Origin of the sequence: Adlercreutzia sp. ZJ473 (genome assembly GCF_013185065.1) — a bacterium.
GTDB lineage: Bacteria > Actinomycetota > Coriobacteriia > Coriobacteriales > Eggerthellaceae > CAAEEV01.
On the sequence record NZ_JAAVTO010000007.1, the window covers coordinates 26,312 to 49,034 of the forward strand.

At 63.9% G+C, this 22,723-nt stretch carries 17 protein-coding genes; 5 read left to right on the plus strand and 12 right to left on the minus strand.

The genetic code is table 11. From position 1 onward, the window contains the following. Positions 1-13: 13 nt before the first annotated feature. A complete protein-coding gene (gene ileS, locus HRL41_RS02380) occupies positions 14-2,875 on the minus strand; it encodes an isoleucine--tRNA ligase (protein ID WP_172135366.1) in 2,862 nt (953 codons plus the stop codon). A 454-nt stretch (positions 2,876-3,329) separates the two neighbouring features. On the opposite strand from ileS, the gene HRL41_RS02385 reads away from it, so the two are divergent. Then, positions 3,330-4,202 (plus strand): DegV family protein, encoded by an 873-nt coding sequence (locus HRL41_RS02385; RefSeq protein WP_172135368.1) that lies wholly within the window; start codon positions 3,330-3,332, stop codon positions 4,200-4,202. Here the strand turns inward: HRL41_RS02385 and HRL41_RS02390 are convergent. From HRL41_RS02390 to HRL41_RS02415, 6 genes are read right to left on the minus strand one after another with little or no spacing between them, the layout of a single operon-like run. Next, entirely contained in the window at positions 4,199-5,443 is a 1,245-nt protein-coding gene (locus HRL41_RS02390; protein ID WP_172135370.1) for a 4Fe-4S dicluster domain-containing protein, read from the minus strand. The two genes, HRL41_RS02385 and HRL41_RS02390, sit on opposite strands and share 4 nt — an antisense overlap. 34 nt (positions 5,444-5,477) lie before the next feature. Next, complete coding sequence (locus HRL41_RS02395; protein ID WP_253904653.1) at positions 5,478-6,464, minus strand: 4Fe-4S binding protein; 987 nt, start codon at positions 6,462-6,464, stop codon at positions 5,478-5,480. After that, positions 6,457-7,113, minus strand: coding sequence for a 4Fe-4S dicluster domain-containing protein (locus HRL41_RS02400; RefSeq protein WP_172135372.1), 657 nt, complete (start codon positions 7,111-7,113; stop codon positions 6,457-6,459). Before HRL41_RS02400 ends, HRL41_RS02395 begins: the two co-directional genes overlap by 8 nt. Continuing rightward, a complete protein-coding gene (locus HRL41_RS02405; protein WP_172135374.1) occupies positions 7,110-7,817 on the minus strand; it encodes a molecular chaperone in 708 nt (235 codons plus the stop codon). Before HRL41_RS02405 ends, HRL41_RS02400 begins: the two co-directional genes overlap by 4 nt. A 12-nt stretch (positions 7,818-7,829) precedes the next feature. Then, the gene (locus tag HRL41_RS02410; protein ID WP_165172748.1) at positions 7,830-8,645 is read right to left on the minus strand and encodes a hypothetical protein; all 816 of its coding nucleotides are present in this window, start codon (positions 8,643-8,645) and stop codon (positions 7,830-7,832) included. Positions 8,646-8,652: 7 nt separating this feature from the next. Beyond that, positions 8,653-10,500, minus strand: coding sequence for a hypothetical protein (locus HRL41_RS02415; protein WP_172135376.1), 1,848 nt, complete (start codon positions 10,498-10,500; stop codon positions 8,653-8,655). 256 nt (positions 10,501-10,756) lie between these two features. On the opposite strand from HRL41_RS02415, the gene HRL41_RS02420 reads away from it, so the two are divergent. Next, positions 10,757-12,121, plus strand: a complete 1,365-nt coding sequence (locus tag HRL41_RS02420; RefSeq protein WP_172135378.1) for an AAA family ATPase — start codon at positions 10,757-10,759, stop codon at positions 12,119-12,121. Between the two features lie 17 nt (positions 12,122-12,138). Here HRL41_RS02420 and HRL41_RS02425 read toward each other — a convergent pair whose 3' ends face one another. Then, a complete protein-coding gene (locus HRL41_RS02425; protein WP_371808783.1) occupies positions 12,139-13,428 on the minus strand; it encodes a LysR family transcriptional regulator in 1,290 nt (429 codons plus the stop codon). 57 nt (positions 13,429-13,485) lie between these two features. Here HRL41_RS02425 and HRL41_RS02430 point away from each other — a divergent pair, with 57 nt between their 5' ends. From HRL41_RS02430 to HRL41_RS02440, 3 genes are read left to right on the plus strand one after another with little or no spacing between them, the layout of a single operon-like run. Beyond that, a complete protein-coding gene (locus HRL41_RS02430) occupies positions 13,486-16,416 on the plus strand; it encodes a molybdopterin-dependent oxidoreductase (protein ID WP_172135381.1) in 2,931 nt (976 codons plus the stop codon). Further along, positions 16,416-17,048 (plus strand): 4Fe-4S dicluster domain-containing protein, encoded by a 633-nt coding sequence (locus HRL41_RS02435; RefSeq protein ID WP_165172758.1) that lies wholly within the window; start codon positions 16,416-16,418, stop codon positions 17,046-17,048. The genes HRL41_RS02430 and HRL41_RS02435 overlap by 1 nt, the downstream gene beginning before the upstream one ends. A gap of 3 nt (positions 17,049-17,051) precedes the next feature. After that, positions 17,052-17,939 carry a hypothetical protein gene (locus HRL41_RS02440; protein ID WP_172135382.1) on the plus strand — a complete coding sequence of 296 codons (888 nt, stop codon included), beginning with the start codon at positions 17,052-17,054 and terminating at the stop codon, positions 17,937-17,939. 594 nt (positions 17,940-18,533) lie between these two features. On the opposite strand, the gene HRL41_RS02445 is transcribed toward HRL41_RS02440, so the two are convergent. The 4 genes from HRL41_RS02445 to HRL41_RS12400 all read right to left on the minus strand — a co-directional run bounded on the left by HRL41_RS02445 (position 18,534) and on the right by HRL41_RS12400 (position 22,683). Next, positions 18,534-18,761 carry an ORF6N domain-containing protein gene (locus HRL41_RS02445; RefSeq protein ID WP_172135383.1) on the minus strand — a complete coding sequence of 76 codons (228 nt, stop codon included), beginning with the start codon at positions 18,759-18,761 and terminating at the stop codon, positions 18,534-18,536. Between the two features lie 390 nt (positions 18,762-19,151). Beyond that, complete coding sequence (locus HRL41_RS02450) at positions 19,152-19,541, minus strand: hypothetical protein (protein ID WP_172135384.1); 390 nt, start codon at positions 19,539-19,541, stop codon at positions 19,152-19,154. Positions 19,542-20,432: 891 nt separating this feature from the next. Next, the gene (locus tag HRL41_RS02455; protein ID WP_172135385.1) at positions 20,433-21,098 is read right to left on the minus strand and encodes a response regulator transcription factor; all 666 of its coding nucleotides are present in this window, start codon (positions 21,096-21,098) and stop codon (positions 20,433-20,435) included. Next, complete coding sequence (locus tag HRL41_RS12400; RefSeq protein WP_172135386.1) at positions 21,088-22,683, minus strand: sensor histidine kinase; 1,596 nt, start codon at positions 22,681-22,683, stop codon at positions 21,088-21,090. The genes HRL41_RS02455 and HRL41_RS12400 overlap by 11 nt, the downstream gene beginning before the upstream one ends. Between the last annotated feature and the right edge of the window lie 40 nt (positions 22,684-22,723).

Consider the following 22,723-nt stretch of genomic DNA (forward strand, 5'->3'; position numbering starts at 1 on the left):
CGTTGAGCTGGTCTTATTCCGCTGACGCGGAGTAGCCGATGGCATCGAGCGCATCGCCGCAGCGCGCGCACACATCCGGGTGCGCCGCGTTGCCGCCGAGCTCGCGGAAGTTCCAGCAGCGCGGGCACTTCTCGCCCGACGCCGGCTCCACGCGCGCGCTCGCCTCCTCGGCGTCCTCGCTTGCCTCGAACGCCACGCCCGCCACGATGAAGAGCTCCTCGTACACGGCGGCGTCAAACTGCTCCAGCTGCGCAAGCGTCGAGGGCGGCACGCTCACGCGCACCACGGCCTCCTGGCTCTTGTTGATGGCCTTCGCCGTGCGCGCGTCCTCGAGCGCCTTGGTGACCACCTCGCGCACGGAGAGCACCTGCTCCCACGTGCCGAGGATCTCCGCGCACGCCGCCTCGCCGGGCAGCGCCGGCGCGAAGTCGGCGCGCTTGGGCCAGCCGGCGAGCTGCACGCTGCAGGCGCGGTCGGCGCGCGTGCGCACGGCCGGCGGGAAGTGCTCCCACACCTCGTCGCAGGTGAACGACAGGATGGGCGAGAGCACGCGCACGAGCACCTCGAGGATGTTCATGAGCACGGTCTGCACGGCGCGGCGGCGCACGGACGCGGGCGCCTCGGAGTACAGACGGTCCTTCGTCACGTCCATGTAGACGGCCGACAGGTCGTTCACGAAGTCGTACGTGAGGCGGTAGACGTTGTTGAACTTGTACGTCTCGTAGCTGGCCTCGACCTCGGCGAGCAGCGCGGCGGTCTTCGCCATCATGTACTGGTCGATGGGCTCGAGGTCGTCCCACGCCACCGCCGTCATGGCCGCGTCATCGTAGTCGTTCAAGTTCCCGAGCAGGAAGCGGAAGGTGTTGCGGAAGCGGCGGTACGCGTCCGAGACCTGCTTCAAGATGCCGTCGGAGATGGACACGTCCTGGGAGTAGTCGACGCTGGCCACCCACAGGCGCAGCACGTCGGCGCCGTACTTGTCGCAGACCGCGGCGGGGTCGATGCCGTTGCCGAGCGACTTGGACATCTTGCGGCCCTGCTCGTCGACGGTGAACCCGCAGTGCATGACGCTCTTGTAGGGCGGCACCCCGTAGGCGCCCATGCTGGTGAGCAGCGAGGACTGGAACCAGCCGCGATGCTGGTCAGAGCCTTCCAGGTACATGTCCGCCGGGAAGGTGAGCCCCTCGGCGGCGCGGTGCTTGCACACGCTCGTGTGCGTCACGCCCGACTCCCACCACACGTCGAGGATGTCCTTCTCGGGCACGAGCTCGGTGCCGCCGCAGCGGGCGCACTTCGTGTTCTTCGGCAGGTACTCGCGCGGCTCGCGCGTGAACCACGCGTCGGCGCCCTCCGTGCGGAACAGCTCGATCACCGCGTCGAACGTCTCGGCCGTGGCCACCGTCTCGCCGCACTTCGCGCACTTGAACACGGGGATGGGCACGCCCCAGGAGCGCTGGCGCGAGATGCACCAGTCGGGGCGGTCGGCCACCATGGACCCGATGCGGTTCTTGGCCCACTCGGGAATCCAGGTCACCTCGGAGCTGATGGCGCGCAGCGCGTCCTCGCGCAGGGAGTTCTTATCCATCGACACGAACCACTGGTCGGTGGCGCGGAAGATGACGGGCTCGTGGCAGCGCCAGCAGTGCGGGTAGGAGTGGTTGATCTCCTGCTTGGCCACGAGCGTGCCCTGCTCGCGCAGCCACTCGATGATGACGGGGTTGGCCGCGTCCACGTCGAGCCCGGCGAAGCGGCCCGCCTCGTCGGTGAAGCAGCCGTTGTCGTCGACCGGCATGAGCAGCGGGACGTCGAACTCGATGCCCACGAGGTAGTCGTCCTGGCCGTGCCCCGGGGCGGTGTGCACGCAGCCGGTGCCGGTGTCGAGCGTGACGTGGTCGCCGTAGATGATGGTGCCCTTGAGGTCCTGGCGCACCGGGCAGGTGTAGGTGAGGCCGCACATCTGCTTGCCCTTGAGGGTGACGGGCTCGCCCTGCGCGTTGGCGACGAGGCGATAGCCCTCCCATCCGGCCACCTCGGCCACCTGCTCCACGAGCTCGCGCGCCATGATCATGTTCACGCCGTCGGCGACCACCATCACGTAGTCGGCCTCGGGCGCGAGCGACACGGCGGTGTTCGCCGGCAGCGTCCAGGGCGTGGTGGTCCAGATGAGCACGTAGGCGTCGCCTTCGGCGCCCGCGGCCTCGAACACGCCGGGCATGAGGTCCATCTTGAAGCGCACGAAGATGGACGGCGACACCTCGTCGCCGTACTCGATCTCCGCCTCGGCGAGCGCGGTGTGGCAGCGCTTGCACCAGTGGATGGGCTTGCGGCCGCGGTACACCGAGCCCTTCAGGTACATCTCCTTGAAGATCTCGACGTTGCCCGACTCGAAGTCAGGGAGGTAGGTGAGGTAGGGCTTGTCCCACTCGGCGTTCACGCCGAGGCGCTTGAAGCCGTCGCGCTGGACGTTCACGTACTTCGTGGCCCAGTCGCGGCACAGCTTGCGCAGCTCGGGCTGGCTCGTGGCCGCCATCTTCTCGGGGCCGAGGGTCTTCTCGACCATGTGCTCGATGGGCTGGCCGTGGCAGTCCCAGCCAGGGATGTAGGGGGTGAAGTAGCCGCGCTGCGCATGGCTCTTCACCACGAAGTCCTTCAGGATCTTGTTGAAGGCGTGGCCGATGTGGATGGGACCGTTGGCGTAGGGCGGGCCGTCGTGCAGCACGAAGGGCTTGCCGTCCTTGTTCTTCTCCAAAACGCGATGGTAGATGTCCTCTTCAGCCCACTTCTCCAAGCGCTTCGGCTCGTTGGCGGGCAAGTTGCCCCTCATGGCGAAGTCGGTCTGAGGGAGGTTCATGGTCTCTTTATAGCTGTTAGCCACCGGAGCTTCCCAACCTTTCGTACGTACTTCAAAAAGCCTCATAACGTAAACTTGTTCAGTATATGCCAACCCTCCAGGCGTTTCTATCGCCAACGGGAAAACGGATGCGAAAAGCGCGCAGATGATGCGCAGCCGCTCAGGGCGCTCAGAGCGTTCAGGGTGCTCAGAGCGTTCGCCCAGGGCGCTCGGGGCCTGTCGGGTTGTCCCCGGGTTGTCCCTGGCTTGCCCCCGGCTTGTCCCCGGCTTGCCCCCGCGTGCCGAATTCATGACAAACGCGCTGCGCGCTGCGCGCATGCGGTAGAATGACATGGGTTTGCCCGCTGTGCCGAATCGGATAACACCTCCCCTGCGCCTGAGCGAACGCGGGCGCGGCGCTCGCAAGACGAGGGAGCTTTTACCCGAGGCGGCAGCATGAATCAACGGCATCCATTCGCCTCAACCGTAAGGAGCCTCCATGGACTTTGAAATAGTCACCGACTCGAGCAGCAACCTCACCGAGGACATGATCGACGAGTTCGGGCTGCACATCCTGCCGCTCACGTTCATGGTCGACGGGCAGCAGCACCAGAGCTACCTCAAGGGCGCGCACACCGACCTCTCCCAGTTCTACCGCATGATGCGCGAGGGCAAGGTCATCACCACCTCGCTGCCCAACCTCGCCGAGTCCGAGAAGCTCCTGCGCTCCCTGCTCAAGGCCGGGCGCGACGTGCTCTACATCGGCTTCTCGAGCGGGCTGTCGGGCACCTATGAGGCAACCGACCTGCTTTTGCGCGAGCTGTCCGAGGAGTACCCCGCGCGCACCATCCGCACCGTCGACACGCTGGCCGCCTCGGGCGGCGAGGGCCTTCTGGTCTGGCACGCCGTGCAGCAAGCCCGCGCGGGCGCGAGCATCGAGGAGGTGCACGCGTGGCTCGAGGAGAACAAGCTGCACCTGGCGCACTGGTTCACGGTGGACGACCTCATGTTTCTGTTCCGCGGCGGGCGCGTGTCGAAGACGAGCGCCTGGGCGGGCACGCTTCTGAACATCAAGCCCGTCATGCACGTGGACGACGAGGGGCACCTCATCCCGCTCGAGAAGGTGCGCGGGCGCAAGAAGTCCCTGAACGCGCTCGTGGACCACATGGCGAAGACGGCACTGGCGCCCGTCGAGGACCAGATGGTGTTCATCACGCACGGCGACTGCCTCGAGGACGCCGAGTACGTGGCCGCGCAGGTGAGGGAGCAGCTCGGCGTGCGCGACGTGGTCATCAACTGGGTGGACCCCGTGATCGGCGCGCACTCCGGCCCCGGCACGATGGCGCTGTTCTTCCTCGCCTCCGGGCGCTAGAAGTACGAGTTGTTGCCGCCGCCGACGAGCGCGTTCATCTTGGTGAAGATAGAATCGGGCCTGTTGGGGGTCCATGCGCGCGGCGGCAGGGGTATCTCTTGGACGCGTCCTCGCTCAAAGTCCTCCAAGCTCACCATGTCCCCCACCGAAAGGGCGCCCGTCATGCAGATGTCTTCGCAGAGGCGGCACTGTACGCAGCGGTAGGGGCGGTGCTCCAGCGTGATGTTCCCCTCCGCGTCATCTCGGCGCGCAAGAGCCCCGGTCGGGCAGAACACCGCGCACATCGCACAGGAGCTGCACTGATCAACGTCCACATCGACCTGGCCCCAAAGCCGCGTTGTCACCAGCGCGCGCACCGGCTCCCCCACGTGATGCAAGCTGTTCATGACGCGATTGCGCCTGAGGGGCACGAACTGCGGCAGGGTGCCGTTGGGTCCCACCTTGGCATAGCGCGGCTCGGGCGCCTCCTCGCCTGAGACCGGATCGAGCGCTTCGACTGCGGAGTCACGAGCAACTTGGGCCGTCATCTCGCGCAGCGTGACGATGGTGGCGCGTTTGGAGGGGTCGTAGCCCAGGGCGCGCGCTGCCGTCCCCTTCTCGTAGACCGAGCACGGCAAGGGCGATACGAACTCCGCCGCAAGTTCATAGCCGTGGGCGTCCAGCAGCTCGTGCGCCGAAGCCGCCACCTTGCGCGCCAGCTCACCGCCCCGGTGGTACGTGCACGTCTCGCACCCGTCGCAGGCGAGGGTCACCTGGCTCACCCCGCGTGCAGCGCACTCGGCGTAGAAGGACTCGTCGATGCGACCCAGGCATACCACCTGCAAGACGTCCGAAACGTCGAAGTCTACCGATACGCGCCGCAGCAGCCCCGATGCCTCCTCGGCCTTGCGCTCAGCGGCCCTGTGTGCGCGGCGCAGCGCGCGGGCGCAGGCCACCACCACACCTCCTCCTGCCGACGCACGCTCAGCAAGCGCGTCGGACAGCTCGGCATCGGTGGGATGCATCGCCTCGAGAGCGCAAGTGGGGCATGCAGTGGCGCAGGTGCCGCACCCAATGCACGCATCGCCGTCGATGAGCACGTCCTCGCCATCGTAGCTGATGGCGCCGGCCGCGCATACCTCGGCGCAGCGCAGGCAGCGGGCGTTCTTGTTGCGCACCTGCACGCAGCGCTCAGGCGCCACGGCGAGCGCCTCGCTGCCGAGCGACGAGATCACCTTAATGAAGTTCTCCAATGCAGCCACTGCGGACTCCTCCTTCGTCAATCACGCGCAACCCTTATGCCTCACGCAGATCGCCCGGTTCGTCAGGCTCGGAAGCGGAGACGGTCGAGATTTTCGGGGTGCCTTTCGGCAGAAGCGGGAAGCTGATGGCGCCAGCCGGGCACACGTCCGCGCAGTCGCGACACTTCGTGCAGTCGGCCAGCGTGGTGGCGCCTGCGGCCACGTCATGCAAGTTGATGCCTTCGGGGCAGACCTGGACGCACGCGTCACACGACACGCCACGCGTGGCCTTCAGGCACGATTCCCTATCCACCGTGGGCACGAACATCCGATTGCCCACCGCTACGAGCGACTGGAGCGCGCCCAGCGGGCAGATGTTCTGGCACCAGCGCGGCAAGAGCGCCAACTCGACTGCGAGAACAGCCGGTATCGCCAACACAGCCCACGTCACCTCGCCGAACGCGAACAGGCGCATAACGAGCAGCACGCCGGCGAAGGTGAGACCCACAGGGCACACCAGGCAGAACACTGGGAACCCGAAGATGAGCGTGGAGACGACCGCCGCGGCCAGGATAGCGTGGCGACTGTCGAGCTTCACGCCCCGAGCCTTCCCGCATCCCCGCGCGCAGGCGGCGCAGCCCGCCTCAGAGCAGCCCGCCGACTCGTCGCCGCGCGCCTTGAGGCCCCGCGAGGACGGCAGCACCTTGCCGAGCACAACGGTGGGGCACACCCACGAGCAGAAGAAGCGGCCTCCCACGAGCAGAACCGCCGCTGCGAGCACGAGGCTTACGACTGCCTGGGGAATGATCGCGTGCTGCGCGACCATGGCGGTCAAGGCTCCCAGCGGGCACAGCAGCACCAGATCTCCCCACCCGCCGGCGCACGCGTTGCCCATGCCCGTCGCGGTGAAGTAGCCGACCGCTGCCAAGGCGAGCACGCCTACGGCCACGGCAAAGCGCACCCGCGCCGTCTTCAGGGCGCCGTGCGGAGCCCTGCTCTCCACCGCCTCCGTCGCCTTCCCCTCTTCGCCTTTCCTAGCCATGGAGCACCTCGCCTTCTGCGGGAACGATTACAATGGCACGATCAGTGGCGCCCACCGAGATGGAGCCCGACGACAGCGACACGCAGGCATGCTCGCATGCGCCGCAGCCGTTGCAGGCGTCCTCGATCACGTAGGGCGTGCCGTCGTCGTTGACACCCATCGCCTCGAACGTGCAGGCATCGACGCACTCATGGCAGCCCATGGCCTGAAACGCCAGGCACCAGTCGGTATTGATGACGGCCATGCCCAGACGCACGTGCTCGCTCGCCGGCAAGCCCGGCAGCCGAAGGGCGTGGGTGGGACACGCCCGCACGCACAGCGGCTCGCCACCCTCGGCGCTCTCGCAGAAGTCGCACCAGCCGCGGTGATAGTCCATCTCGGGCGTGCGCAGGTTCAGAAGCCCCGACTCGAGCGTGGCGGGCTTGATGGCATGCCGGGGGCACACTTCCCGGCAACGCTCGCAGTGAATGCACGCAGCCAGAAAAGCGTTCTCGTCCTGAGCTCCCGGCGGTCGTACCACCGACTCGGCTCCCACGAGCTTCACGGCACCGAGCCCGAGCATGGCCACCGAGCCCACGGCGCCAATGGCGAACGTGCGCCGCGAAATGCCCGCGCCACCGCGCACGGGGCTCTTCTCTTCTTCCCTCATAGGTCGATCACCACTGCTTCGTCAAATGACTCGGCCGGCTCGTCGTCTTCCAGCACGTCGCACAGAAACTCGCGGTCCGTCTCCAGAAAGCCCGCCGTGAGATCGGCAAGCCCCTGGTAGAAGTCGGTTTTCGAGAACTTGCGCATGTCGGCGGCCATCATGGGGAACCACGCGCCCACGTGGTTGACGAGAAAGCCCTTCTGGCACTCGATGTGGTCGGCCGCGGCGTCCTCGTCACCCGCGCACAGGGCGTCGAGCGCACGCATGCCTAGTATCTGCATGAACTCCAACTCCAAGGCGATGTGGTCCTCGCCCTCCTTCCACGAGGGCTTCTTGTCGATGCCCGCACTCCTGTAGGCCACCAGCACCTCGTCGCGCGCGCCCTGCATGAGCAGGCGCTTGGGACTCGTGTACACGCTCTCGAAGGGGTAGGCCGCCGAGTAGCCGTTATTGCCGCCGCCGATAAAGGTGCGCGTGTAGTCCACCGCCAGCTCGGTCAGAGGCGAGGGGTGAGGGCTTGCCAAGTAGCGTCGAATCGAGGCGTAGCCCGCATCAACCTTCGCGTTGCCGGTATTGGCGGGAAAGGACATGGAGAGCAGCTCGTCGTAGCACTCCTGATCCACCTCCACGCGAAACAGCCGCGAAAGCAGCTGGTAGGTTGCCGTGCGCGACGCAAGCACCTCTCTTAAGGTCGGTTCCGTCATGGCGTCCTCCTTCTAGTTGGTTTTCGCAAGGGCGGGGCCAGCCAAGATGCCGCGGCCCACCTCGGTTATCTGCCAGGCGCCATCGAACGAGATGGCGTCGATTCCTTCGAGTCCCTTCACGAAGAAGCCCGAATAGCGCCGCGGCTCCTTGCACAGGGGATGATGGTCTACCAAGCCGTCGATGACCTTCTTGGTGGCGCCTCCCGAGCGCGCGCACTCCTCAAGTACCAGCCGATACACCGGCAGGTAGCGCTCACCTTCCTCCAAGAACCGCAGACGATCTCCCTCGGGGTCGCGCGCGTCGACCACCTCAAGCCCCTCGGCAGTGGCCGCATACGAGAACAGCGGCGGCGCTCCCACCTTTCCGAGCTCGAACGCTCCCTGAGCGCCCTCGGCCTGCGGCTCATCCGCAACCGCCGACCCGTCCGCCGCTGCGGCAGCGCCGTCGTCAGCGCATGAGAGCTCGTCAGCGTCCTCGGCCACGATGTCGAGCGCGCCCGCCCTCGCCAGGTTCGCGCACACCACCTCGGGCGCGTACGTGCACGTGCCCCCGCCCACGAAGCGGCGGATCTCCTCGTGCACGTCCTCAGACGCACGTCCCTCGCGGCAGAAGTCAATCACATGCGCAAGCAGCTTCTCGTTGCCCGGCATGCCTGCAAACGTGGCAGCGATTCGCTCGGCTGCCGGCACCTCCTCCTTCACCACCGGCGCATCGTAGTCCGCGGGCTTCTCGATGGGCGGCACGTACTCCCCGTAGCCCTCGTCGAACCCCATCTCCGCTGTCGGGTCAAACGCATCCCTCGGCATCACGTTAATCGGATCAGTCATGCTCTCCTCATTTCTCATCAGCATCAACGATATTTCTATGGACAGCGGGGCATGAGAGCCCCGCTTGACACGCGGACTGCGACGCCGAAGACAAGCCCAGATCCGCCGCGATGAGGACGGACGGCGCCGTGCGCGCGAAGTGACGGCCACCCTGCGCGTAGATGCGCTTGATGTCGGCCCCCGCACGCGAGGCGTCCGCGAGCTTCATGCGCTCGAACGCGGTAAGCAAGGCGAACTGGCTGCCAAGCCGCGCACATCGGGCCAGGCGCGCGCCGTCACGCTCGATCGCGTGGCACCGCTGGTCGAGCGGCGCCGACTCGTCGCTCGCGCAGGCCTGCGAGGCCAGCCCGTCCACTACCGCCATGACCACCACGCCCTCGCCGAGCATGTAGGCCGACGTGTCGAAGGTGGCGACCGCAACCGGCGCAGCAAGGTCGCCCGCCACGACCGGCCCGCCCATGGCCCGCTGAAGCCGCGCGAAAAGCCCGGCGGCATCCTCGTCGGCGCCTAAGGGCGCAAGGCACGCGGGAAGGCACGCGCCGTCGATGTCGCATGCCGAGCACAGCTCCTCAAGAAGCGCCGGGCCGACAAGCCCCGACAGACGTCGCATCAGCTCGTCAGCCTCACGCAGGCGGTCGGCCGCAAAGGCGAGCATACGCCCGTGGGCGTCGTCGGCAAAGGGCACCCCGCCGCCAGCCAGGCTGTCGAGCACCTCGCCAACCGCTTTTCCCTCGCATGCAGCCTGGTCGCGCACGGCCTTCCATGCCCCTGAGCCGCCGAGCCAGTCACCCAGCCCTATCCAGGCGCGCCGAGAAAGCGTGCTGCGGGGGTGGGCCGCGACGGCCAGGGCGGCGTACAGCACCACCTCGGGGCAGGCGTCGGACCGGCGGATGTCGGCCCGCGCGAGCGCTGGCTCCTCCACCGTGCAGAAGGCCACGTCCGCATCTGCAAGCGCGCGGCACGTAGCACGCACCCACCACGACGTCGGCACCACCAGCGTCACGCGTCGGCCCTCCACCGCCTTGCGGGCCAAGAAGCCCGCCACGCTCGCGCGCTCTTGGGCGTCGCTCGCAAAGACCTGGACCTTCTCAGTACGCACGGGGCTGGCCACCCGCACCTCGCGCGAGCGCGCGGCCCATGCGGTCAACCCCTCGGAAAAAGGGAAGGGCGCCTCGGGAACGCCCGGGTCCTCATTGCACCCGAAAGCGACCAGGCACCCGGTCAAGCGCTCCAGGGCCCGCTGCGAGGCGCGGTCGAGGGCCGAGAAACCCACGGCATACGTCACGTCGACGCGCAGCTCGCCCGCAAGCGCCTCGTCGTCTCCGAGCGCCACGAGGGCAGCGGCGCCCATAAGCGAGCGGGGCAGCGCGCCTCGCTCGGCGAGCAGCGCTTGGTACGCGTGCAGCACGGTCCGCTCCTCGTCCGAGACGAGCCAGCCGTCCTGCTCGAACGCCAGCTCGGAGATGCTGCGACACAAAAACTTGAGCATCTCCTGTATGCGGCGCGGCTTGCCGCCGAGCGTCTTCATGTCCTCGAAGAGCAAAGCCTCCTGCACGCTATCGAGCAGCGTCGGCGCAGCGGCTTCGCGTCGCTGCGCCGCGAACTTCAAAACCCGCTCGGTCAGTTCCTGCGTCACGAGCACCTGGATCGTGCCGGCTTCACCGAGCTCGGCTATCACGGCTCTGCGCGCATTGTCGCTGGGGACCACCACGCACGCTTCCTCGCCGCGCTCGCACGCCGCACGCGCCGCGCTTGCGGCCAGCCTCACCGCCTGCGCCTCCTCGCAGTACACAGCACACGGACGGGAGCCCTCACGCAGAAAGGCCGCAGCCTCCCCTTCAGCGACAGTATCCATCGCCGTCCTCATCGCGCTTCGCTTCCCCATCACCTTTTCGCTCCCCTTCCCAGCGCGTCGCGCGGCTTCCTGGCGCCTCGCGCGGACGCATTGTCTTGAACGGGACGCAGTGTAGTGCGACCAGGTTTTTCACGCTGGGCATATCGTGCTTATTCTTGATCTTTCAGAAGTTAAGATTTATCATTTTTTGCAATCAGAGCGCGCTGTTTGAAACAAGGGACGTGAAGCGAGGGGCCTGGGGGTAAGGGGGAATTGCATGGGAGCCGTATCCGAGGAGCTCGTCGGATGCCTGGTCGAAGAACACCTGAGCTGGGCCCGCGCTCAATCTGCGACGAGCGCGCCGTCGCTTGGGGCAGCCCAGCTCGGCGCCGTTCTCCCGCCCGCAGAAGCCGCCTCCCCCCTCACGCTCGTGACCGGTCCCTACGGCGCCGGCAAAACCCGCTTTCTCGAAGAGCGCGCCCGCAGGCTCATCGCGCTAGGAGCCCCGCCCGACTCGACCCTGCTCGTAAACGCCGCCGACGCCCGGCTTCCCACTACGCTGCCGCGCACCTTCCTCGCCGATGTGCTCGAGGCATACCTCGCCCGCGCGCCGCTTGCCCGGCATCAGCCGATCCACCTGTTCATCGACAACATAGAGTCAGTGGAAGATTGGCCGCGCTTCATCCGCTCGCTCATCGACGCCTACCCGGCGCGCATATGGGCGGCCGACGCATGCGCCAGCTGGCTCTCGTCGCCGCGAGCCAAGGAGCTGCCCGCTGACGCGCACGTGCATACGATGCTCGGCCCCACCACGTCCACAGCCCTGCGCCAGATCCTCGCACGTGTCGCCGATGACGCAAAAAGCGCTGATCCCGTCCACGAGGCGCTCAAGCGCTTCTACCGCCTCGGACGCGCCAGCGCGCTCGACGAGGCCGCCTGCACTGAGCGGACAGGCGAGCGGCACCGCCATCTGGCAAGGCTCAGCTGCGCCGCCGACGTCGCCCGCAAGCTGCCGAGCACAGCCCTCCCGCTCATCATGCGCACCGCCGCGCTTATGATCGGGGCGAGCGGCACCGACCTCGCCTTGTCGTCCGTCCAGCGCTCGCTCGCCGCCGAAGGCATGCCCACCACCCGCGCCACCGTGCGCACCATCGCTGACGCCCTGGAAGACGCCCACCTCATCTGCCGCATCGGCGGACTCGGGAAAGACGAGGACTCCAACCCGCGTGCGGCACAGCTCATCTGCGCCTGCGACCATGGCCTCGCCCAAGCGCTCGCGCCCGCACCGCTCGCGCCCGAGCCCCTGCTGACGTCAATCGTCTTCGAGCAGCTCTACGAGGCGGGGCTCTCTAGCCGCGTGCGCACCCATCGCCCGCGCGCAGGCCGCAAGCGCCTGATCGCCTGGACGGAGCCCGGGAAAGGCGCACCCACGCAGCTCATCGCCACCTGCGCCTGCAAAAAGGGGGAACGGCTGCCCGCCTCCCTCGTCAGCACCGCCGCGCTCGCGCTCTCCGATACGGGGCTTTCCCACCTCACCGTCGTCACCGCCGGCGCCGCCGAGGTGCGCGAGCTAGACGAAGGCGCGCTTTCGGCCGTGCCGCTCGGCGAATGGCTCCTCGAGCGGGCAGGCATCATCGCCTAAACGCATCGCGTAGGGTTCTACCAGGGCAGCTCCTTGGCCTCGATACGGTCGAGCAGGCTCTGGCGGTCGCGCACGCCGGCTTTCTTATACACCGAGGCCAGCAAGTCTCCGACCATGATACGGGAAAGCCCCAGGTCCTCGGCTATGCGGTCGATGGAGCGTCCTTTGGCGAACCCTCGCATGGCGACCATCTCGCTCTCGTTCAGGTCGACTTCGCGAGCCAGAAGCTCGCAACGCCGGCGGAACTTGCCACGCACAGCGCTCTGGGTCGTCCCCTCCACCCCCAGGAAAGCCGCCTCCCGGCGCAGCTCGTCGATGAACTCGGAAAGCTGCTCGCGCCGATCAGCGCGGCAGTACGCGCAGATCGTGAACAGGGCGTCGTCATCCACCAGCGGAATGCAGCGGCGCGGGCCACTCGCGAACGTCTCAACAGGAAGAATGCCCCGCTGCAACAGGAGCACCGTGTCGTCGAGCGGATACGTGAGACAGTCGACGGGGCTCTCGACGAGCAACGGCACGCCCTTCGGCTCGAACCCATGGTTGCGGCACAGCCGCTGTATGTTCGCCCACCCGAACTCGGCTGCGACCCCGCCGAGCCGAGCAAGGTTCTGATTGCGTAGATCGTCAAGGGAAAGAGCGTCGTGAGAGGAAAGCGGGTTAGCCTCCTCCACCAGGGCGACGAATCGTTCCTGATATAGATCGATGCACACCAGATCCGGGTCGAGCTCCTCGCTGAACCCCTTGTGTCCGATGGCGATGTCCGCCTCGCCGACGAGCACTGCATGGGTTCCTGACACCTTCGGCGCGGTCAAGAACACCATGGACGTGTTGCTTGTATCGCGTAGCGTGCGCCCCACCCGCGAGAGCAGCGAAATCACGTCGTTGTTATACAGGATGCCGGTCACGCGCACGATCAGGCTCTCGCTGAGGCGCGCCATCTCGCGATGGGCGCTGTCGAGCAAGTCCACGATGCTGGCCGCACGACGGTACAGCAGCGCGCCGGCCTCGGTAATGCCCAGCCCACGACGACCTCGCAGCAAAAGCGTCGTGCCGAACTCGCGCTCAAGCACCGCGATATGCTTGGAGAGCGTCGATTGGGTGGTATGCAGCTGCTCCGCAGCACGCGTCAAGTTCATCTCGTCCACGATGACGAGGTATTCCCTCAAAAGCTCACTTTCCATATCAGTCATTCCCGAACGGAATGCCAGGATCTTCTTTTTCCAGATTGGAAACCTCAATAACCTGGCATTCCGATCTTTCCCCTCACCTTCCTTCCATGCGGAATTATAAAGATTTCGTCGTTGCATGCCAACGATAGAAAACCAGATCCGTCAAAGGAAAGAAGAGAGGAAAAGGAGGAGAGGATGAGCAAGCTATCGATGAGCCGTCGCAGTTTCCTGAAGACTACCGCGGTCACAAGCGCCGCCGTGGCCCTTGCGGGAACCACGACGACCGCCGCCCTGGCCGAGAACCCGAACGCGGGCGCGGGCGCGGGCGAGATCAAGCGCATCCGCACGGGATGCCGCGGCTGCGGCAAGATGGAATGCGGCGTCATCGCCGTCGTGCAAGACGGGAAAGTCATCCGCATCGAAGGCGACCCCGAGGCGTTCCAGTCCATGGGCAACTGCTGCACCAAGTCGCAGTCTTCGCTGCAGGCGGCCTATCACCCAGACCGCCTGCGCTATCCCCTGAAGCGCACCAACCCCAAGGACAACGACGATCCCGGCTGGCAGCGCATCAGCTGGGACGAGGCCATTTCCACCGTGGTAAGCAAGTTCGACGAGCTCCAGGCCAAGTACGGTGGCGAGTCGCTGTTCGGCATGGCCGGCACCTCGCGCGTGTGGTGCATGTTCGGCTCTGCTAACGGCATGTGGCTGTGGGATTCCCCCAACATCGTCCAGGCGTGGCAGATCTGCAAGGGGCCACGCCATTTCGCAACGCTGATGGTGTCGAACTTCGCCCAGAGCTGGATGGCCACCGTCGACCACCCCGACGTGTACGTGCAGTGGGGCGGCGCGGCCGAGATGTCCAACTACGATGACGCCTGCCGTACCACCGTCGACGTGGCCTCCGACGCCGACACCTACATCGTCGTAGACCCGCGCCTCACCAACATGGGCAAGGAGGCCGACATCCGCCTGCCGCTGCGCCCCGGCACCGACGGCGCCATGGCTTTAGGCTGGAGCAAGGTCATCGTCGACGAGAAGCTCTACGACGAGCTGTTCTTGAAGAAATGGACGAACTTCCCGTTCCTCGTCTGCATGGACATGGAAGCCACGGGTTGGCAGGAGCTCACCCCCATGTTCGGCGCCCCCTTCGATCTGAAGACGAACCTCATCAAGGAATCCGACATCAAGGAAGGCGGCAGCCCCAAGCGCTTCATGATCCCCGACGGCAAGCGCATCGCAGCTGGTAAGACGGGCAACGACTGCCTCACCTACTTCGACACCGAGACAGGCATGTGGGAGGGTCAGACCTGGATCAAGCCGACCAAGGGTCGCGAGGCCCAGCAGGAAAACCTCATTCCGGGCCAGTCCCAGGGCTTCGTCATCGACCCTACGGGATTCACGGCCGAGGATGGCTTCGCCGCCGAAATCGACCCGCAGCTTGAGGGTGAGTACGAGATCACGCTGAAGGACGGCCGCACCGTCAAGGTGCGCACCGTATTCGAGCACTACAAGGACACCCTGGCCGACTACACCCCCGAGAAGGTGCAGGAGATCACCGGCGTTCCTGCCGAGCAGATTCGCACGGCAGCCATCACCTGGGCCACCCCGGTCGACCCCTCCAAGGGCTACCCTAACGGCGGCATCCAGTACATGCTGCCCACCGAGCATGCCAACACCGCCATCCAGAACGTGCGCGCCCTTGACACCCTGACGGCGCTCGTGGGAGCCATTGACACCCCCGGCGGCCAGCGAGCCTCCACCCGCGCGCCCATCGAAGGCGGCCAGATGGGCTTCGCCAACAACGGCTCCGGCATGCCGCCGCTGTCCGAAGGCCAACTCGAGAAGATCCTCGGCCGCGATCAGTTCCCGCTGCTGTACTGGTGGGGCATGTGGGCCGACGCCGCCACCACCTGGGACGCCGTGCTCACCGGCGAGCCCTACCCTGTCGTGGGCGCCTTCAACTCCTCGGGTGACTTCATGAACCAGTGCAACACCGCCGTTGCCTGGGAGGCGCTGAAGAAGCTTGAGTTCTACGTCGAGTGCAACCTGTGGCACACTCCCGGTGGCGGCGTCTGCGACATCGTGCTGCCGGCCGCCCACTGGCTCGAGCTCTCGAGCCCCCGCTCGTCCCAAGGCTCCTCCGGTGCCATGGGCGCCACGGTGAAGTGCATCGACCCACCTGGCGAGGCCAAGTTCGACGGAGAGATCATCGAGATGCTCTACAAGGAGAAGGGGCTGCCCTATAACATCATCCCCGGCTACGACGAGTATCCCGGCGTGCAGGGCATGCTCGACATGGCCGTCGCAGGCTTCGAGCCCGAGGGCTGGGACAAATTCAACGAGCGCTTCCAGGAGCACGGCTGGTGGGACTGCAAGGAAGTGGAGCCCGAGCTGTGGGGTACCTACCGTCGCTACGAGACCGGTGCTCTGCGAGGCCGCAACGCCGGCGGATTCGTCGGCACCGTGGGCGACTGGCTGCCCGGCTTCTACACACCCACCAAGAAGATGGAGATCTGGTCAACGGTCATGGAGTCGTTCCACCCCAACCAGGGATGGGAGATGCCCACCTACCGCGAGCCCACGCACTCCCCCATCTCCGACCCGGAACGCGCGAAGGAGTACCCGCTCATCATTACGACCGGTCGCCGCATTCCAGTGTACTTCCACTCCGAGCATCGTCAGCTTCCCTGGTGCCGCGAGCTGTGGCCGGTGCCCCGCGTCGAGATCAATCCCGTCACGGCGGCCGAGTACGGCATTGAGCAGGGCGACTGGGTGTGGATCGAAACGCCCGACGGCAAGATCCGCGAGGTCGCGGATCTCTACTACGGCATCGATCCCGGCGTCATCAACTGCGAGCACCAGTGGTGGTTCCCCGAGTTCAAGCAATCTGGCAGCGGCCACGAGCTGTGCTGCGTGAACCACCTGATCGACCATCACGCCCAAGATCCGCACTGCGGATCATCCAACCTCCGCGCTTACCTGTGCAAGATCTACAAGGCAACCCCTGAGAATTCCCCGTTCGGCAATCCCATCCCCTGCGATCACAGCGGCGTGGAGATCATCCACGATGCGAGCGACCCGCGCCTGAAGGAGTGGCTGCCCGTCTACGAAGGGAGGGATGAATAATGACCAAGTACAGCATCGTCACCGACCTTAACCGCTGCGTGGGATGCCTGGCCTGCTCCACGGCATGCAAGGCCATCAACGGCGTGGAGCCCGGCGCGTTCTGGAACAAGACCCTGCGCATCGGCCCCAATCCCACGGAGGGCGGCTCCGGCCAGTATCCCGACGTGGAGATGTACTTCCTCACCGTGCAGTGCCAGCACTGCGAGAACCCCGAGTGCGTTAAGGTGTGCCCCACCAACGCGTCCCACATCGCCGAGGACGGCACCATCCAGATCGACAAGGAGAAGTGCATCGGCTGCCAGTTCTGTGTCATGGCCTGCCCCTACGGCGTACGCTACCTGCACGAGGAAGAGCGCGTCGTCGAGAAGTGCACCCTATGCGAGCAGCGCATCGCCCAAGGCGAGCTGCCCGCCTGCGTCGCCCAGTGCGGCGGCATGGCGCGCTTCTTCGGTGACATCGAGCAGGGCATCGAAGGCTTCGAAGGTCCCGAGCAGGCCGACGGCAAGCGCGTCATCCTGAAGGACTTCTGCAACGAGTTTAGCGACGAAGACGTCCATACGCTGCCCAACGCCGGCAATGACCCCACGTTCCGCTACATCCTGCGCGGCAGGAAATGGCAGGGAGGCGAATAAGACATGGAAATGCAATGGCCCCTTATCCTGTTCACCGCCTTCGTGGCGTGGTCGGCAGGTCTTTTCGGCACCCAATCGGTGCTCGCGGTCATGGGCAAGGCCAAGAAGGCCCAGATGCCCATGCTCATCACCTCGGCGGCGCTCCTCGTCATCGGCGGCGTGGCGGTGTTCTTCCATCTTGAGCACTGGGAGCGCATCTTCAACGGCTTCGGGCATCTGAGCTCTGGCATCACCCAGGAGCTCATCGCCATCGTCGTGCTCGCCATCGTAATGGTCGTATTCTTCGTGATGCTGCGCAAAGGCGCTGGCGGCGAGGTTCCCCGTGCGCTGGCGATTGTCGGCATCGTCGTGGCGGTTGCGCTCGTGTGCGTAGCCGGCGCCAGCTACCTTATGCCGGCTCGCCCGACCTGGAACTCCATCACCGAAGTTCTGTCGCTGGTGGGCAACGCCTGCGCGTTCGGCCCGCTGACGGCGCTTCTCATCATGACGCTCGTTGATAGCGCGGATGGCGAGGGCATCTCCGCAACCGCGCGCATCGCCTTGGTGGGCACAGTGGCGAACGCTGTCACCACCATCATCTTCCTGATCGTCATGGTCATTGCCGACGGCTCCCTCACTGACGTGGGCTACTACTTCGACCCGACGCATCCCACCCATGCGATGCAGACGGTCGCAGCAGCCAACCCGTTCGCCGGCGGCTCAGCGGTCACGGCTGTGGTCGCCATCATCGGCGCCGCGGCGGCCGCAGCGCTCGCGCTAGTCGGCTCGAAGAAGCCGGCACCTACGGCCAAGGTGCTTGCTATCGCGGCCCTAGCGTGCGCTCTGATTGGCGCCGTGACCCTGCGCATGGCCTTCTACGCCTCCGGGCTGTCCATGTTCATGTTCTTCTAGGAACTTGAGGATCCGGCTGCGCATCACAGCCGGATCCCGATGAAGGGCCCTTGACGGAGGATCCCTAACATAGAATCCCGAGAAAGACCCTCGATGGAGAATTCCCGACAGAAAGCCTAGACAGAAATCCCTCACATAGAGTTCCCTCTCTCTTCTCGCCCCGCCGCGCTCCTCTCCCTCCCGCGCGGTGGGTCATTTTGCTGCCCCTATTCCCCAGAATGAACTCGCGCTTAGCATACGCTCCCGACGTGCACCCGCGCCTTTGTCCGCGCACTCCGGCCCCGGCACGATGGCGCTGTTCTTCCTCGCCTCCGGGCGCTAGCGGAAAAGCGAGCGTCCGGCAAGCGCGGGCGCGGCACCTCCGCGCGCCTACGCGGGCGCAATGAAATCCCGATTCGGGAAAACATGGCATGAAAAATGCCAAGGACAGTCAAATTCTACACGAGCTGAAGAAGTCGATTGCGAATCGACGCAAGATCAAATCATTGCTATTGATCGTAGAGTTATTCAAATACGTGCCATAGCGTGTTATGCAGTTCATCGAGTTACGTTCCTTATCACCGAGTCCGAATCACTTTGTAACCACTGGGGTGATTACAAATCCGCCCATTCGTCAGAAGTGAGCTTGAAGCAGACTTCACTCGGAAACCTCTCGGCGTTCCTGCCTGCCGCTTTACTTAAATTACCTGTCTCAACCTGGTAAAGCATCGCCAGGTCGCCGTCCAACATAACCTGCACTCCGCGCATCGTGTATACAAGATCGCTTATGGCCGGCTCGTTCGCAGGGACGATTGCGACCGATGCATCCTCTTCTGCTTCCATGGGTCCTTCTCTTGTCTTGCCATAGCTTCCTCCCTTTCGTTTTGCATTTGGTTGGATGGATTGTATCAAGCGAGAAAAGCGCTTATGGAAGGAGCGCCTTCCCCGTCGGCTTCTACTCGGTTACAGCCGCTTTGCGAGCCTTGGCTTGAGCAATCATGACCTCCAGCTGCTCGACCCATTGGGGGCGGACCCAATGGGGCTATTGGGTTTTCAGGTCAGCCCAATGCCCCCAATGGGTTCCCAATAGCCCCCATTGGGTTCAAGAGAAGGAGACGGGCGGGCGCTCGGCGACAGGGACGTAGCCGTTCAGCCTCTTTAATGTAACAAAAGCGCCGGACTCCGTGAAATACTCACCGGTCGGGCGCTTTAGTAGAGCATACATTAGCACGTCTACTTGATCTTGATAACCTCTCCCACACGATTTATATACAACAGTCTTCTCACGTGATGCAGGTTATGTGCCCATTTGGACACCTCATCTTGGATTCTCTTATTCGAGAGCCCCTTCATGCGACGTGAGTCAAAGATGATGTCGCGAGATTGATGAGCGGCTTCGCGGATGCGCTTCTGCACAACGCGGATATTGTCTGATGTTGGGGATTTAACTTCCCACAGAACACCGTCGGCAATAAAGTCCGCGTTTTTGACCCGCTTGCCTTTTGACTGCGGCTTGAACTCAACGTCAATCCCTGAACTGGCAATAGCGCGAGCAGCATTCATCTCATGCTCTTCGATATTGAGATCAGCGGGTGCGGTAATTGTTCCTTGGCGTTTTTCCATGCGGACAATTATGGGGCACGCGTCAAGGGGACTTTGTGACCCTGCGACCTTAGCCGATGGGATCCCTTCACGGTCTTTCGAGACGCAAGAGGGATTGCACTCACTAATTCCTTGTCCTCGATGCGTGCCACTGCGAAGCTCTTCTTACCGGCGTCCTTGAGTGAGGCGCCGACGAAGTAGGACGGCGTAGCTTTGATGGGGGCCATGCTCTCGCTCGATCTCCCACCGGCCCGTTCCGACCATTCTGGAGTCAACGGCGGCAGCATAGCGCACCTCGACCGACATGCCCGCCACACTCGTGGCCGGCGGCTCATATCCCCGCACGACGCGCGAGGGCACCGATCCGGCCCGGATACTAGCGGGCGCCGCGCGGCGTGAGCGGATGCGGCTGCGCACGCACGCCGTGTCCGAGGCACCACGGTGCAACCACGCGCAGAGGATGCTGACCATCCGCGACTTGCGGGGGTGCTGATTCTCGGACTCCATGACATACGACGACGGGCCGTCGACGGCGATCGGACCCATGTTGTTGCGCAGATACCCAAGCACACGCCTCGCCGCTCTCTCGCGAGCAACCTCCAGATCGACGCACGCCTCGAGCAGAACTCTCTGGCTCGTCAGCCAGCCTGGCGGCTGCCCTCGTCGCCAGAGTCGCTATGTTTCCCCAAAAACGTTACGCCGTGAGGCAATTGACATACCAGCAGAGCACCGACAAGTGCTTTTCCAAGATCTTTGGCTACATCGAAAATACCATTTGCTTCCTAACCAGAAGGTCTTCTTTAAGGGCAAGATGCTCGACGTCTTCACTCTGCTCGTTGACTTGATAAAGGCAGCAGATTGTCGTTGACTACGTTGACAAGAGCACCCTGAACATGCCTTCTGCCAAAGAGTCTAAATTCTGTCTATCTGCTCTCCAGAGCCACCGATTCCCTTCTCCATGGCATAGCGCACAAGCTCGGCAACGCTGTGCGTGTCGAGCTTTGTCATAAGATTCGATCGATGCCATTCAACGGTCTTCACGCTCAGTCGGAGATCGCATGCGATCTGCTGATTCGTATCGCCGCGCACAATGCAAGCCAGCACTTCGCTCTCTCTTGGCGTGAGCGTATCGATTGGATCGACGAGTCGCTTGCGGTGCGCGCTCGCGACAAGTCGCGCCATGGCGGGGTGAAGATAGAACTCCCCATTATGTACGGCCCTGAGCGCCGTGAGGAATTCGTCACCTGCAGCCTTTTTTCCTATGCAGCCGGAGATATCGACGGCGAGAATGGCCTCGATGAACTTCTGCTCCTCATGCTGCGTCATGATAAGAATGCACGCATCCGGATGACGCTCGAGAATAGCGCGCGAAGCCTCGATACCCCCCATCTTCGGCATCGTGACATCCATGACAACGACATCTGGGAGCAAGCGATCGTAGAGCGCCACTGCCTCGAGTCCGTCCGCTGCCTCCCCCACGACCTTGACATCCTCTTCGTACTCCAGCATTGCGGCCAGGCCAGACCTCAGTAGTGCATGGTCATCCACGAGTATGATGCGCATGACATCACTCACCATCGTCCTCCTCGAGGTACATCGTTGGCACACTAAACCGCACGTTCGTGCCAACGCCAGAAGTCGATCCGATCCAGAAGTAACCGCCTATGGCGCTCGCACAGTCGCTCATGGACTTGAGGCCATAGCCCGTTCCCTCGCTCAAGCCCGTGTCAAACCCTTGCCCGTCGTCACGTACGGAGACAGTAAACCAGCTTCCGTCATCGTGCATCTCCACCTCAACGTGCGACGCATGGGAATGCTGCGCACAGTTGGAAAGCGCCTCAATCACGCCAGAGAGCAGCATGCTCTCCTGCAGGGCGCTGAAATGCACGTCGGTCGCATTGCCGATAACGGAAAAGCTGATGGACTTACGGGACAGCCGAGCCTCCGCCGCTGCCTCGATTGCCTGACGCAAACCAAGATATGCAAGTTCACTCGGACGAAGGTCAGTGGCAAGACGGTTCACCCCACTAAGGATCTCATCGGAGATGCGGGAGCAGTCCTCGAGGATGCCAAGGGCGTCCTCGGTTAAGCCCTTGGCGAGCACGCGTCGGGCGGTTGCAAGCCTGACCTTGAGAGCCACGAGGTTTTGGCTTGTCTCGTTATGAAGTTCGACCGCTATTCTCGCCCGTTCATTCTCGACGCTATCCAGCGAGCGTCGAAGAATGTGGCTGCGAGATGCCTCTCTGCGGTGCATGAGATAAAGTGCAGCAAAGCACAGCTCATCGAGAACGCCATTATGCACAAGGACATCATCACGAGAAACGGGATAGACTGAGACGAGACCATAGAGATTCTTCCGCCCGAAAAGCGGCATCACCAGCATTCCGCTGTTAAATGTGCTATATGAAAAGGGAGCGTAAACGGCACGGCGATAATCCTCCATCAAGTCGAGATAGGAAAGACGGGGGAAGCCCGAGAGCCAATGGCTCGCAGACGTCCTATCGACATCATCTGGATCCTCCGCAAGGAGCAGGCCGTTTGAATCCTCAATGGTGACGCGACAACCAGGAATATCGAGAACCTCTCTCGCGCTGTCAGCAAGCTCTTGGAAGGAGCCTCCTTTGACCGCAAGCGAAAGAAGTGAATATCTCTGACTTTTATCTTTGAACGGTAGTGTCGCATATGCATCGAGTGAATCATCGCCTGCGAGGGCGGCACTGCGAATCCTTGCACTTAAGGTTGCCTGCTCAAGAGAGGATGAAAGCCTCTCCGCGCAGCAAATGAGGTTTTCACGTTCGGATGGCAGGTAATGGCAACATTTTCCCGGAGAGAGAAAGTATCGATCCTTGAGCTGATCTCCTTTAAGAGGTACGCAGGCGATGGTGGTGATGCCATAGGACTCCATACTGCAACGAACATGTCTGTCCTTGATCGCAGTCAAATCCATCTCCGAGAACTGCTCGCGCATTGTCCTAAGGAGAGATGCTAGGTCGGACGCTGAGGCGACATGGGCAGGCTCCTGCTCATGGGGAAGCCAGAAGACAGGCGCGTATCCCCCCATCGCGTTCTTGCGGTAAAGAACGCACACCTTGCTCCCTGTTGACTCAAGCACGTCAAGGAACAGCGACTCTAGACTCTCGCCATGACTCCTATTTGCGTCCACGAACCCTCCTCGTACATTCTTGGCCAGCTGCTCAATCAAT